This is a genomic window from Bacillus sp. FSL R9-9497 (assembly GCF_038005805.1).
Lineage (GTDB): Bacteria > Bacillota > Bacilli > Bacillales > Bacillaceae_G > Bacillus_A > Bacillus_A cereus.
The window spans coordinates 1,714,376-1,728,619 of sequence record NZ_JBBOTY010000001.1 but is presented as its reverse complement, the minus strand read 5'-3'; the positions used below and the strand labels follow the sequence as shown (position 1 = coordinate 1,728,619).

Genomic DNA, 14,244 nt, shown 5'->3' with positions numbered 1-14,244 from the left:
TATTTATGCTAAGCTTTCCGTCAGCCCGGGAACACGTACTCCTCTTTCTCTCGTTAATTTTTTAAATTCTTCGGTCAATTGTTTCGTTACACTTCCTGGTTTCCCATCTCCAATTTCTCTCGAATCAACTTTTACAACTGGAATTAACTCCGCTGCTGTTCCTGTTAAAAATACTTCATCCGCTACATATACGTCATGGCGAGTGAATGGTCTTTCCTCACACGGAATACTCAGTCGTTCACATAGCTCGATAACACTATTTCTCGTAATACCTTCTAATGCCCCTAAATAGGATGGCGGGGTTAATACTTTTCCATCTTTCACAACGAAAACATTATCGCCAGAACCTTCACAAACATATCCTTGTTGATTTAACATAAGAGCCTCTAACACTCCTGCTTGTGCCGCCTCAATTTTTACAAGTACGTTATTTAAATAATTCATTGACTTAATACGTGGATCTAACGCGTCTGGCGTATTACGTCTTGATGCAACAGATACAACGCTTAGCCCATTATCATAAAATTCTTGTGGGAATAACTTTAATTGTTCTGCAATGATAATTACGCTCGGCTTCACACAACTTCTCGGATCAAGTCCTAAGTCACCTTTTCCTCTTGAGACAATTAAGCGAATATAAGCATCAGCGTATTCATTTTTTTGGAGTGTATGTAAAACTGCTTCTTCCATTTCTTCTACCGTCATTGGAATTGTTAGTAAAATAGATTTCGCTGATTCATACAATCGTTTCACATGTTCTTTTAAACAAAATACATTTCCTCCGTAACTACGAATCCCTTCAAATACACCGTCTCCGTATAAAAAACCGTGATCATACACTGAAACAACTGCCTTTTCTTTTTCTACAAATTCCCCATTCATGTAAATGTACTGGTTTCCCATCTCACATCGCTCCTCTTTTTTCTCTATTTTTGCAATCTATTTCTACATCGATTGCTGAGATGAGTATTTTTAACAGAATATTCAGTATATAACCCTTAAAAATATACTCGTCTCAACAATCGATTACTTACATACTTGTAGCAATCCATTGCTGAGACGAGGGAATCGTGGTACCACTCAGCTTCCTTATACTTCTCACGAAACATAAGCTCTGCAAGTCCAATTAGACTTTTGTTTTTCTATCGGGAACACCCCCGCTACTTTTTACTAGTTTTCAAAAGTAGTGCTCCAAGGTGATTTTCAATGATTGAATTGTTACCACCCTCACAGCCTCGGGGCAGCTCTCTGAAACAATCTTTATCATTTACTCTCCTCTTCTACGCATTCTCTTCTTCTATTTTTAAAAATAAAAACTCTCGCCTCAGCAATCAACTACTACAATTTAGTAGCTTTGATTGCTGAGGCGAGAGTTTCGCGTTACCACTCAGCTTCCTTATACTTCTCACGAAATATAAGCTTTGTAGGTCCAATCAGACCTCCGTCCTTTTACCGGAGACGATGCCGCCGCCCTCTACTCAGTTTCCCTTTCGCAAGCGATGCTCCGAGGTGATCTTCAATGATTCGATTGTTACTACCCTCACAGCCTTGGAGTAGCTCTCTGAAACGATCATAATCATCTACTTTCCTCTTCTTTGCATATACAACATATAAAGTTAGAAAATTCTTAATTAACTTTTATTTGTTACACGTATTATAGGACGTTGTTCTTTTCGTTGTCAACATATTTTTTGAAAAAATCAAAATTCATTCTATTTATTTTTTCTCAAATCAAAATTGGAATGCATTACTTACATACACTCATATATTACTTAAGTATGTTTGCATTACTACATAAAGAAAAACTTATAAAGTTTATGAGGAGATGAGGAAACTATGTTAAAAGGGAAAGTAGCGTTAGTTACAGGAGCAAGCCGAGGAATTGGACGAGCGATCGCTAAACGTTTAGCAAATGACGGTGCATTGGTTGCTGTTCATTACGGTAATCGAAAAGATGACGCTGAAGAAACTGTTCAGGAAATTCGATCAGATGGTGGCCAAGCTTTTTCTATCGGCGCAAATTTAGAATCCTTACACGGTGTAGAAAACCTTTATAAAGCTTTAGATACTGAATTACAAAAGCGCACTGGTGAAACACAATTTGATATTTTAATAAACAATGCTGGCATTGGTCCTGGTGCTTTTATTGAAGAAACGACTGAACAATTTTTTGATAGAATGTTTTCAGTAAATGCAAAAGCACCATTCTTTATCATTCAACAAGCACTGCCACGTTTACGTGACAATAGCCGAATTATTAATATTTCATCCGCTGCCACCCGCATTTCTTTACCTGATTTTGTTGCATATAGTATGACGCAAGGCGCTATTAATACAATGACTTTTACGCTAGCAAAACAGCTTGGAGCACGAGGAATAACGGTGAATGCAATACTTCCAGGATTTATTAAAACAGATATGAATGCAGAACTCTTGAGCGACCCGATGATGAAGCAGTACGCTACTACTATTTCCGCTTTCAATCGCTTAGGTGAAGTAGAAGACATTGCCGATACTGCTGCATTCCTTGCTTCTCCAGACAGCCGCTGGGTAACTGGACAATTAATTGATGTGAGCGGAGGATCTTGTTTATAAAAAACATATATTTTCAAATCTTTTTTATTGCGCAATAAAACAATTTATATAATACTATATAAAACATATACATTTAGGAGGATTACAGCAATGTCCGAAAAAACATACGAACTCGCAACCTTCGCAGGCGGTTGCTTTTGGTGCATGGTAAAACCATTTGATGAACTTCCTGGTATTCATAAAGTACTTTCTGGCTATGCAGGAGGTCATGTAGAAAACCCAACATATGAACAAGTAAAAGCTGGAACATCTGGACATTTAGAAGTTGTTCAAATTACATTCGATCCTTCTATTTTTCCTTATCAGAAATTACTAGACTTATATTGGCCACAAATCGATCCAACTGATGATGGCGGACAATTTTTTGACCGTGGTCCATCTTATCGTACCGCTATTTTTTATCATAACGAAACACAAAAAGGGCTTGCCGAAAAATCAAAACAAGCTCTTACAGAAAGCGGTATGTTTAAAGATCCAATCGTGACTGAAATTCGTCCTGCTGCACCTTTTTACGCAGCAGAGGAATACCACCAACATTTCTATAAAAAGAATCCAGAGAAATATGCTATTGAGCAAAAGGAATCTGGTCGTGAAGACTTTATTAAAAAAAATTGGCAAAAAAAATAATAAAAACGCATCGTGCTTTTTTAATACGATGCGTTTTTATTTTTGATAAAAGTACCATACAATGATGAGAACAACCGCTGTTAATGCCCAAAGCGCTACTTCATTTTTCACTCTACTCTTTTTCTTAGTCATTTCATCTTCTCCTAACAGCAATACAACGTATTCAAGATTTCCTCTGTTTCATTGTCCACCTTATATACATAAATACATCCTTACCAATCCTTATAACAAGACCACCAATGATTCCGATTGCAATCGAAATTACTAACATTTGTCCAAAGCTAAAAGAATTTGTGTACGTTATGTAAAGAACGATACATATAAGTAAAACATCCGGTAAAGAAAGTAAAAACCTTTTAAGCATTCCTTTATCTCCTCTATACTTTATTTATATCTTCTACTGTAATTTTGAAATATAGTTTGTTCAAAAATTCCATTTAGACCCTCATTTTATGAAAAATAATAAGAATCCCTTTTCAAAAGAGATTCTTATTCAGTAGATTTAAGTTTAATTATTTTCTACATATCCTATTCCATAATTACTCCTAAAATAGAATAATATTACTAATCATTGATTGTAAATTGACTATTTGCCAGGCAACCGAATGTCGCGCCAGCTACCTACATCGCATTGGCCAAATTCATTATTACCTACCGCGACCACCGTGCCGTCTGATTTTAGTCCGACTGTATGTGCACAACCAGCCGCTATCGCTACAATATCGCGCCAATCACTTACGTTACATTGACCATACTCATTCCAGCCCACTGCCAGCACGGTACCATCTGATTTTAGTCCGATTGTATGATTCGTACCAGCCGCTATTGCTACAATATCTATCCAGCCACTTACATCACACTGGTTATGTTTATCATTCCCCACTGCTGTCACCGTACCGTCTCGTTTAAGACCAACAGTATGAAGATACCCAGCCTTGACCGCTACAATACCTCGCCAGCTACTTACATCGCATTGACCATATCGATTATTCCCCACAGTCGTCAATGTGCCGTCCAATTTAAGACCGACTGTATGCCAGTCACCCGCTGTGACTGCCACAATACCTTGCCAACTGCTTACATTGCATTCTCCTTCTTTATTTCGGCCCACCGCTACTACCGTGCCATCCGATTTAAGGCCAATAGTACGACGCCACCCTGCCGCAACCGCTACAATATTATGCCAATCGTTTACATCACATTGTTCATGCTTATTCCAACCCACTGCTACCGTAGTACTGTCACATGTAAGACCGATTGTATGAGCATTACCCGTGTTCGTTGCCATATGAACATTGCCCACTGCGACTGCTTCAATATCTCGCCAGCCACTTACATTACATTCACCTTCTTTATTCCGGCCCACCGCTACTACCGTGCCATCCGATTTAAGGCCAACAGTATGACAACGCCCCGCCGCTATCATATCTTTGGGCCATCGCTTCACTTTTTCTTTCGATAAAAGGTAATCCATGTTTTACCTCCTTGCATATAAGCAACTGTATCATAATAGATATTTTTATCAAATTTCATTATAAATCTACATTTACAAAGAAAGCTTATTTTACTTCTTCAAAAAATAAAAACCTCCAGTTTAAATACTAGAGGTTTTCTCGTTATTTCTTCAAGCGGTCAATAAAATCGTTCAATTTATCTAGCGATTTCATATTCTGATTGCAAGCTACACCATCTTTGCAAATGTAGTTTCCCTTTTTAACGAAAGTTCCTGGTACATCGCCTTTAATTTCAACTAAAAACATTCCTACTTCTTCATGCCCATGACATAATGAACAAATGCTTTTTTTATTTAAACTTTGGAACGTTCCTTGCAGACCAACAAATTTATTTTTATCATTTTTCGCTATAATAAATTTCCTGCTTGATCCCTTATCAATCCAGCTTAAATAAGATATTTCTTTCATATCTATTTCTTCCATATCAGGAAGTTTTAACTTTTTCGCCTTAGGAAATAACTTTTTTAATGTTTGTGCTGTAACTTCTTGAAACGGAATTACATACGGATTTATTTTCATTAAAAATGATTCTGCATCTTCTCTATTTTGAACTGTTAATACCGTATCAATTAACTCTTTCTGTTCATCCGTTAAATTCTCAAATACATGTATTATCTTTTCAATCGCAAGCGATTTTAACGCTTGAATTACACCTCTATCATTTGCCGTTGCATGCCCGTTTGCTAAAATATAAGCTTGTGATTTTATAAAATTATATTGATCACTTCTAATAAACGCTTCCATCTTTATCACTCCATACAAATTGTTGATCTAGTTTTATTGTATACAATGATTACGTTTTTTGATATGTAAAAGATAACTTAGAAACAAACATTACATATATCACTTATTCTCTACCGCTGCATTTCCTGACAAAAGAAGCCATCATCTGTTTTCCATTCCGCATATAATACGTCTTCAAATTTAGTAATTCCTTTTTGCTTTATTTGTTTATAAAGCCACCCTTCATCAAATCCCGCTTCCCTCAAATTATCCTTAACTACTTTTCCATCACTAATTAATGAAATTGGTAAGTATACAGGCTTATGTTTTAAACTTAAATCATTTACAGTAGGAGATTCGTATTTACTTTTTTTCAAAACGCTTATGTTTCCGTTAGGTTCCAATATCATATATTCAACTTCTCGGATTGAAAATATATCTTTTTGTTGCCTAAGCATTTGTTGTAATTGGTTTATATCCAAATGATTTACGCTTAATTGTTCACGATCAATCTTTCCATTACGAATAATAATTGAAGGATATCCTTCAAAAAACCTTCTTGTCCCTCTTACTTTTTGTGTTATCACTTCAATAGTATAAATTAAAATTACCCAAACAAATACTGAATATAAAATAGACCATACTTTAATTTTAGGATCATATATTGAATTTCCAACGAGCTCACCTAGGACGATTGCAGAAATAAAATCAAAGGGCGTTAGCTGAGATATTTGTGTTTTCCCTAATATTTTTGTAGCAATTAATAGAACAAAAAAACCAATTAAAAGCTCTATCGTTATTTGTCCAATATGATTCATATATGTTCACCTTTCTACTCTTCAAATGTTCTGTATAGCATTTAATAAAAAACGGCACATTTTTTCTATTATCATGCCCGTTCACACTTCATATATCCAATACATATAAAACAAAAAGAGTCTGATTCAAAGTAATATATGAATCAGACTCTTTTCCTCTTATTTAGAATACACAATCTTTTTAATCGTTTCCCCAGAAAGAAAATATTCTTCTGCAAGTTGATGAATAGCAATCCCACTTTTAAACGCTTCTTTAATTGCTTTATTTCTTTCATCTAATTGTTTTCTTCCGCCAGATCGTGTACCCCATTTATAATGTTTCGTTTCTTGTTTCGGAATGTAAATTGTTTCACCTTGTATATACTTTTGAATTTCAGTAATTAAACTCTCCGGTAAAACAGCATTAGCTTTTACGTATTTCATTTCTGCTCGCCCCTTATTTTTTATGGTTCATTTCAATAAGGTGCAAAGCCAAATATAAAAAATGATACGAGCTCATATAGGCGATTGTATATTACTTGTCTACCTCACGCAAAGTATCGCCATTTCCATACTTGGCTTTGCATGAGACGTTGCAGTGTCTGGCAATTGAATTATAATCGCCATATAAACACCTCCTAATATACCTTTTGTATTTTATTATATGATAAATTCCTTCTCCTTGCATCCACACCCTTCTTAAAGCACGAAATTACTTAGTTTGATATAATACTTTTTAATTGAATCAAAAATCATTGTGAGGTTACGTTATGAAGAAAAAAATTATCATTACGATCGTTACACTATTCTTTATTATCACGGCATTATTCGGAACATACAAATTGATGAACGCAAGAAGCTTTCAATTATTTGGAGATTTAACACAACGCGTAGAAACAAATGAAAAAGTGATCGCTTTAACTTTTGATGATGGCCCTACTAACAATGTAAAACAAATATTACCGCTACTAGATAAATACAACGCTAAAGCTACTTTCTTTTTAATTGGAAATGAATTAGAGAAAAATCTATCGTTAGGAGAAGCTATCGCGCAATCTGGGAACCAACTTGGAAACCATACATATTCTCATAATAGAATGGTTTTCAAAACACCTTCTTTTATTAAAGATGAAATAGAAAAAACGAATTCATTAATCCGCCAAACAGGATTTACAGACGCAATTGATTTTAGGCCCCCTAACGGAAAAAAATTAATTGGACTACCCTATTATTTAAATAAAAATAATATCGAAACGATTATATGGGATCTTGAGCCCGATACTTTTTATAAATCTGCGGCTGATAAAATTAAATATGTTAATAAAAATGTAAAACCAGGTTCTATCATTTTATTGCATTCTATGTATGATGAGTCTAATGAAAATTTACAAACGATTGAAGGTATTTTAGATTCTTTATCTAAGAAGGGATATCAGTTCGTAACGGTAAACGAACTGCAAAAAAGAGCAAAATAAAAAGGTAGCGTATCTTTGTATGATACGCTACCTTTCTATTTATATAATGCCAAGTACATTTAAGAATACGATAATAATCGCAATTGGTGCGATAAAGCGAAGTAAGAATAACCATAACACAAATAGTTTGTATCCTTTATTTTTACTTACACCTAGCTCTTTCATTAATACATCTTTCTTCATTTTTAAAGGAACAAAGATAGAAACTAATAATACACCAAGTGGCATTAATACGTTACTTACTGCATAGTCCGCTAAATCAAAGACTGTCTTCCCGAAAATCTTCAGATCACTTAATATACCGAATGATAATGCTGATGGTACCCCAACAACGAAGATTAATAACCCTACGATTAAGGCCATTTTTTCACGTTTCCCTTTACCTTTTGATGTTAACGATGCAACACTAATTTCTAACATCGAAATTGCTGATGTAATCGTAGCAAAGAAGAATAGTAATAAAAAAACGATGAAGAATAATTTTCCGAATGCCATTTTACTGAAAATAGCTGGCAATACGATAAATAATAGCCCAGGTCCTTGAGATGGTTCCATTCCAAATGCGAACACAACTGGGAAAATTGCAAGTCCTGCAAGTAATGTAATAACAAGAGTTAAGGCTACGATAGAAAATGCTGAACGTGGTAAGCTTTCTTCTTTCGGTAAGTATGAGCTATACGTTACCATAACGGCTACCCCGACAGATAATGAGAAGAACGATTGCCCCATTGCGTATAATATAACTTCTGATGTTACATGTGAGAAGTCAGGTTGTAAGAAGAAACGAACTCCTTCTCCAGCACCATCTAACGTAAGTGCACGAACGATTAAAACAAAGAATAAAACGAATAATGCTGGCATGAAATATTTATTTACTTTTTCAACACCATTTTGTACACCTTTACTTACGATGAAAATAGTAATTAGGATGAATAATAGCTGTGACCCAACTGCTAAATATGGATTGGAAATGATTTCACCAAACGTAGCTTCGTATGCCCCATTTCCTTCCCATAGTCTACCTGTAATTGCATTCCATAAGTATAATAAAATCCAGCCTCCTACAACACTGTAGAAAGAAAGTAGTATGAAACAAGTTACAATTCCTAATTTCCCTAACCATGGCCATAATGTTTTTGGTGCGATTTCTCTATATGCATCAACGGCCTCTTTTTGTGTACTTCTTCCGATAACGAATTCAGCTAATAATAGCGGTAAACCAATTAATAATGTGAAACCGATGAAAATAAGGAAGAACGCGCCGCCCCCTCCAATTCCGGCCATGTACGGGAACTTCCAAATCGCCCCTAGACCAATTGCTGAACCTGCTGCAGCTAATACGAAACCTAATTTCGATGTCCATTGCTGTGAATTCATTTGTTAATCTCCTCTCTGTCTCTTTTTCTTTGTTACAATTCGGTATTTATATTGTTCTATCAATACTCTTTTCTAATACGTTCACTTCCTCCCTAATAATAAAAAAACGCCCCTACGTAAATACGTAGGGACGACAAAAATATCGCGGTACCACCCTAGTTGTGAAGAATACTAAGAAACCACCTAAATAAAAACGCCCCTACGCAAAAACGTAGGGACGATAAAATATCGCGGTACCACCCTAGTTATGAAGCCACACCAAAGTTAGGCCCTAAATAAAAAACGTCCCTACGTAAATACGTAGGGACGATAAATATCGCGGTACCACCCTAGTTGTGAAAAATCTTCACCACTTTATTTGATAACGGTATAAACTACCGTCTTTCATTTCCTCATAATGTGAGATTTATGAAAGATGCTCCAGGACGAACTTCATGAATAATCTATATACTGATTCACACCAACCATCAGCTCTCTGAAATAGGGAGATATTCACTACTATACCCTTTCATTGCCCAAATATTATTTTCCGAATTGATTACTATCATTTTTATCACACATTAAAAATAGTGTCAACTTATATTTTGAATTTTTATGTATTACAATCTATTTAAAAATTCAAAATGTAAGTTTTAGTTTAGAAAACAGGTGGATTAGTACATAACGAATTCTAATAGGCAATAGAAAAAGAATTACGTATTATTGATACTTATTCAATAATACAAATCATCTAGAAACATAACCTGTCTCTCTGTATTAGTTTTTTAAGAGTTTGATGGATACCAAGAAAATTTCACATCACTATCCAGTGGTCTATTTTTCGTTTCTTCTTTAATTACACGAAACCATTCATTTAGAATTTGAGTTTTGGGCAATTGAGCAGCAAGGTTATCTTCCCAAATTATATGTGAGAACCAGGCTTTCGTTTCCCATTCAAACTGCAATTGTGCGAACGAAATTATAGGGTGATCAGCTTCACGAAATTGCTCATTTACTGCATTTGAAACTTCTGGAGCTTGCGGTAACAACTCGTTCTGAATTGTATTTCTTATCGTCTCATTTTCGAGCTGATCCCAGAAATACAATTGCCCATTTATTTGATAAAAAATATCAAATGAGGCCTCACCTTTCTTCAAGTTCAATAATACGAAGGCACGTTCCACATCATTGTCAGCCGCCTTTACAGCATTAACAATTATATTTTGTGCCATTGATACCCAGTAACTAGTCGCTTCCTCTACCGGTGATTCAACATACAATTCTTCACTTAATTCATGAAGAGTAGCTTCTTGCTCATTTACTTTTTCAACTTTTTTAAAAAACCTATTAAAAAAACCCATAACTTCCCCCTTATCACTATTTTCTATTTCACAAAACAAAAAATAGATTTTTCTTGCTCATCCACATTTACTCCTGGCGCGTATGTATGAACTTGTTGCAACACTTCTTCTATTAGCAACTCTAACTCCTGCACACTTTTTTCTGGATTCCCTATTAATGTGTCCGCCATACGTTCATATAATTTTTCAGGTTTAATAGTCATTCGTTCCACATTATTAGGCATCCATTTAAACGCTGGATGATGTACGTACATTTTATTCAAACCAAATAAAACACCGAATACGTTCCTTTGTACTTCGCAAATAACGTCATAAAGCATAAGCCAATCTTTCCGTTTTAAAAGCGCCTTTCGATTGTGCCAACGATTACTTAACCATAGATTTTCTGAAATCATCCGTTTTACTAGTTCATCTGGATATGCCGCTACTTTTTCTTTTAATTCATTCACTTTCCCTTCTCCATACAAACTAACACCATCATGAATGGATGATACAATACATTGTTTTTCATAATTTATATCATATTGATCCACCACATCCGAAATTACTTTCTCTACTGTCTCTGTTAAAAAGTTACTAATCTCTAATTTAATTCCCTCTTTCGTTAAATACGTTTCCGACCATTCTTCTTCCTCATACGGATGATACGATAATATTTTCCCATCAATATGATAAATAGGGGCCCTACGATCCTCATCTTCCGGCGGTGTTGACCATAAAATATGTAATTCTATATCTGAATGTTCATCTTCAAGCTTTCTAGCTACTGAACCCGCTAAAATAATAGCTTCTACTTTCGGATTTTTCCTATAAATCTCTGACATCTCTATCGCTCTCTCTTTTAATCCCATTTCATTTCCCCCTAAAATTGCAGTAATCCCCTATATTTCATTTATCTATTTCGATATTACAGCTTGCATTACCTTTTCAAATTCCTACTTAATCATATTTCTATCCAATAGCGCTGAATAACTTCACCAGTACGAGAAGAAACTACTTCATTTTCTAACACACCTCCAACCTTTTGAATCGTTTTAGCAGAACCGATATTGGATTTATCGCAAGTTATTAATACTTTCTGCAATCCTAACTTTTGCGCTTCAGCTAATGCAAGTTGTAGTTGTTTCGTAGCGTAACCGTGGCGACGTTTATTTGGATGGACACTATATCCAATATGACCGCTTTCCCGTAATAATTCTGGATTTAATCTATGTCTAATATTCACAAAACCTATAAGTTCTCCTTTTTCAAAACTTAAAAACTGACTAGATGGCACTCGATTAGCTAGTAAATTTTCTCCTAGTTCTTGTTTACTCACTTTTTCAAACCATTCATCAAGAGAATCAAAGTTTTGTAAAGAACTACTTCCATGTGGTTGTTCCCCTGAGTGTAAAAACGCTTGTCTATACGCCGTAATATGCTCACTATATTCATGTATTGGTTTTAATAGTTTCATTGTTCTTCTCCCCCTCTTCATTCCATAAAACAAACACCTTAATAGCAGCTATTCACTATTAAGGTGTTTCTATCCTTTTTATTCAAATAACCCCATGCTCAAATAACGTTCACCTGTATCAGGCGCAATACATAAAACTTTTTTACCAACGCCTAGACGTTTCGCTATCATAATTGCAGCGTAAACAGATGCTCCAGAAGATGGCCCAACTAATAATCCTTCTTGTCTAGCTATATTTCTCATTGTCGTTAAAGCCTCTTCGTCTGCAATTTGAATAATTTCGTTATACACTTCTGTATTTAAGTTTTTCGGAATAAATCCTGGGCTTGTTCCTACTAGTTTATGAGGACCTGGTACACCACCTGATAAAACGGGAGATCCTTTCGGTTCCACTACTGCAATATATAAGTTTGGTAATTTCTCTTTTAACGTTTCACCAGTCCCTGTAATCGTTCCGCCTGTTCCTGCCGTTGCAACAAAAGCATCAAGCTCTCCATCCATTTGTTCGTAAATTTCAAGTGCAGTCGTATAACGGTGAATATTCGGATTAGCTGGATTTTCAAATTGTTGCGGGATAAAACTATTCGGTATTTGTTTTTGCAGTTCTAATGCCTTCGCAATTGCTCCTGGCATTCTTTGTTCTGCTGGTGTTAAAACTACTTCTGCCCCGTATGCTTTCAATAAATTAATACGCTCTTTTGACATATTGTCTGGCATAATTAAAATCGCTTTATACCCTTTAGCTGCTGCGTTCATCGCTAAACCAATTCCTGTATTCCCACTTGTCGGTTCAATAATTGTATCCCCTGGTTTAATGAGACCATTTTCTTCTGCAACGTGAAGTAAATTATAAGCAGCACGGTCTTTCACACTACGTGATGGATTAAACATTTCTAGTTTCACATACACGTCCGCTGCGTCTTCCGAAATAAATTTAGATAATCGGACGACAGGTGTATCTCCTATTAATTCTGTTACGTTTTCACATAATTTCATAGTGCATCCCCTATTCTATCGTTTTCTTATCACTTGGTAATAACCATGAAGTAAGTCCAATTAACGGTAAACAACTACATAATATCATAATGAACTGAAGGCTATATATATCAGCTAACTTTCCTAGTACTACAGCGCCTAGAGCACCAAGGCCGAACGCAAGACCTACAATTAGACCTGATACCATCCCTACTTTTCCCGGAACAAGCTCTTGCGCGTATACAACAATTACACTAAAACTACTTGAACTAATAAAACCGATACATAAAAATAAAGGTACGACCCACACAAGTGAGACATGTGGTAATAACAGCGCAAGTGGCGCTGAACCTAACATTGAAAATACGATGATGTTTTTCTTACCAAATCGATCTGCTAACGGTCCCCCGAAGAAAGTGCCTAACACACCAGCAATCATAAATGCGAATACGAAATACTGGGCATTTTTTATAGATAAACCATAATGCTCAATTAAGTAAAATTGATAGAAATTCCCGATACCGGCACCGTACCAAGAGCGCACAAAAGTAAGAAAAACAAGAAGTATAATAACAAATTTAATGTGTGTACTTACAATTGCATTTTCCGCCTCAAGCGCAGCTCTCTTCTTCCTTCTTACAGCGCCGGTTGCTAATTCATTTTTGTACCAATTCGATACGAAAATTAATAATGCAATTCCTACTGCTGCAAATGCTGTAAAACCTAATGAACCAATTTGACCGAGTGGAACGAAAATTAGCGCTGTAAAAATAGGAGCTAAAGAATTCCCCGTGTTTCCCCCAACTTGATAAATCGCTTGCGCTAACCCTCGTTTTGCACCTGCCGCCATATACGCAACACGAGCGCCTTCTGGATGAAAGACTGCGGAACCTAAGCCAATAAATAAAACAGAAATAATAACAATAATAAAGTTTGGTGCAAACGCGAGTCCAATCATTCCAAGCATACTTGAAAACATACCGAGTGGTAATAAAAATGGTGACGGCTTCTTATCTGAATACATACCAAACACCGGTTGCATAATCGATGACGTCATATTTAACGCAAACGCAATCCACCCTACTTGCATATAGGATAAATTCATCGTTTTTTCCAAAATAGGAAACAACGCCGGCACAACTGCTTGCATCGAATCATTTAAAAAATGTCCGAAACTAATCGCAAATAATATTCGATATATTGTCGGTGTTTCTACTGTGTTTTTTTGTGAAACTGCCTGCATATGTGAATCGCTCCTTTCTGTACAAAATATATATTTATTACAGTAGGTGTAATAAATTCTGACTTTTGAAACATTTCTATTCTATACTGCTTTCATTTCTTTTTCCAGAAATATAACTTAAC

Annotated in this window: 15 protein-coding genes and 2 other annotated features; of the genes, 3 read left to right on the top strand and 12 right to left on the bottom strand. The window is 35.6% G+C overall.

Features of this window, described 5'->3' with window-relative positions; translation table 11 throughout:
• Nucleotides 1-3: 3 nt before the first annotated feature.
• Nucleotides 4-903, bottom strand: a complete 900-nt coding sequence (gene ilvE, locus MKY21_RS09020) for a branched-chain-amino-acid transaminase (protein WP_000528156.1) — start codon at nt 901-903, stop codon at nt 4-6.
• A gap of 149 nt (nt 904-1,052) precedes the next feature.
• Nucleotides 1,053-1,292, bottom strand: a binding site (T-box leader).
• Nucleotides 1,293-1,836: 544 nt separating this feature from the next.
• Here ilvE and MKY21_RS09015 point away from each other — a divergent pair.
• Entirely contained in the window at nt 1,837-2,595 is a 759-nt protein-coding gene (locus MKY21_RS09015) for an SDR family oxidoreductase (RefSeq protein ID WP_341075974.1), read from the top strand.
• A 90-nt stretch (nt 2,596-2,685) separates the two neighbouring features.
• A complete protein-coding gene (gene msrA, locus MKY21_RS09010; RefSeq protein WP_016117574.1) occupies nt 2,686-3,222 on the top strand; it encodes a peptide-methionine (S)-S-oxide reductase MsrA in 537 nt (178 codons plus the stop codon).
• A gap of 163 nt (nt 3,223-3,385) precedes the next feature.
• Here msrA and MKY21_RS09005 read toward each other — a convergent pair whose 3' ends face one another.
• The 5 genes from MKY21_RS09005 to MKY21_RS08985 form a co-directional block, all read right to left on the bottom strand.
• On the bottom strand, nt 3,386-3,586 hold the full coding sequence (locus MKY21_RS09005; protein WP_000919320.1) for a hypothetical protein: 201 nt from the start codon (nt 3,584-3,586) through the stop codon (nt 3,386-3,388).
• Nucleotides 3,587-3,808: 222 nt separating this feature from the next.
• Nucleotides 3,809-4,696, bottom strand: coding sequence for an RCC1 domain-containing protein (locus MKY21_RS09000; protein WP_137074598.1), 888 nt, complete (start codon nt 4,694-4,696; stop codon nt 3,809-3,811).
• Nucleotides 4,697-4,838: 142 nt separating this feature from the next.
• Nucleotides 4,839-5,480, bottom strand: a complete 642-nt coding sequence (locus MKY21_RS08995; RefSeq protein WP_000387064.1) for a FusB/FusC family EF-G-binding protein — start codon at nt 5,478-5,480, stop codon at nt 4,839-4,841.
• A 110-nt stretch (nt 5,481-5,590) separates the two neighbouring features.
• Complete coding sequence (locus MKY21_RS08990) at nt 5,591-6,277, bottom strand: DUF421 domain-containing protein (RefSeq protein WP_001015535.1); 687 nt, start codon at nt 6,275-6,277, stop codon at nt 5,591-5,593.
• Nucleotides 6,278-6,436: 159 nt separating this feature from the next.
• Nucleotides 6,437-6,700 carry a CD3324 family protein gene (locus MKY21_RS08985; RefSeq protein WP_000878325.1) on the bottom strand — a complete coding sequence of 88 codons (264 nt, stop codon included), beginning with the start codon at nt 6,698-6,700 and terminating at the stop codon, nt 6,437-6,439.
• A gap of 326 nt (nt 6,701-7,026) precedes the next feature.
• Here MKY21_RS08985 and MKY21_RS08980 point away from each other — a divergent pair, with 326 nt between their 5' ends.
• Nucleotides 7,027-7,731, top strand: coding sequence for a polysaccharide deacetylase family protein (locus MKY21_RS08980; RefSeq protein ID WP_341075972.1), 705 nt, complete (start codon nt 7,027-7,029; stop codon nt 7,729-7,731).
• 39 nt (nt 7,732-7,770) lie between these two features.
• Here the strand turns inward: MKY21_RS08980 and MKY21_RS08975 are convergent, their stop codons facing one another.
• From MKY21_RS08975 to MKY21_RS08950, 6 genes are all read right to left on the bottom strand, one after another.
• Nucleotides 7,771-9,108 carry a sodium-dependent transporter gene (locus tag MKY21_RS08975; protein WP_001088185.1) on the bottom strand — a complete coding sequence of 446 codons (1,338 nt, stop codon included), beginning with the start codon at nt 9,106-9,108 and terminating at the stop codon, nt 7,771-7,773.
• A 299-nt stretch (nt 9,109-9,407) separates the two neighbouring features.
• Nucleotides 9,408-9,629, bottom strand: a binding site (T-box leader).
• Nucleotides 9,630-9,872: 243 nt separating this feature from the next.
• Nucleotides 9,873-10,448 carry a hypothetical protein gene (locus tag MKY21_RS08970; RefSeq protein WP_000505548.1) on the bottom strand — a complete coding sequence of 192 codons (576 nt, stop codon included), beginning with the start codon at nt 10,446-10,448 and terminating at the stop codon, nt 9,873-9,875.
• A gap of 23 nt (nt 10,449-10,471) precedes the next feature.
• On the bottom strand, nt 10,472-11,299 hold the full coding sequence (locus MKY21_RS08965) for a DUF4037 domain-containing protein (RefSeq protein WP_109140120.1): 828 nt from the start codon (nt 11,297-11,299) through the stop codon (nt 10,472-10,474).
• Between the two features lie 92 nt (nt 11,300-11,391).
• Entirely contained in the window at nt 11,392-11,904 is a 513-nt protein-coding gene (locus MKY21_RS08960) for a GNAT family N-acetyltransferase (RefSeq protein WP_000771270.1), read from the bottom strand.
• Between the two features lie 78 nt (nt 11,905-11,982).
• On the bottom strand, nt 11,983-12,900 hold the full coding sequence (gene cysK, locus MKY21_RS08955; RefSeq protein ID WP_341075967.1) for a cysteine synthase A: 918 nt from the start codon (nt 12,898-12,900) through the stop codon (nt 11,983-11,985).
• Between the two features lie 10 nt (nt 12,901-12,910).
• Nucleotides 12,911-14,122 (bottom strand): MFS transporter, encoded by a 1,212-nt coding sequence (locus MKY21_RS08950; RefSeq protein ID WP_001149411.1) that lies wholly within the window; start codon nt 14,120-14,122, stop codon nt 12,911-12,913.
• Nucleotides 14,123-14,244 lie beyond the last annotated feature (122 nt).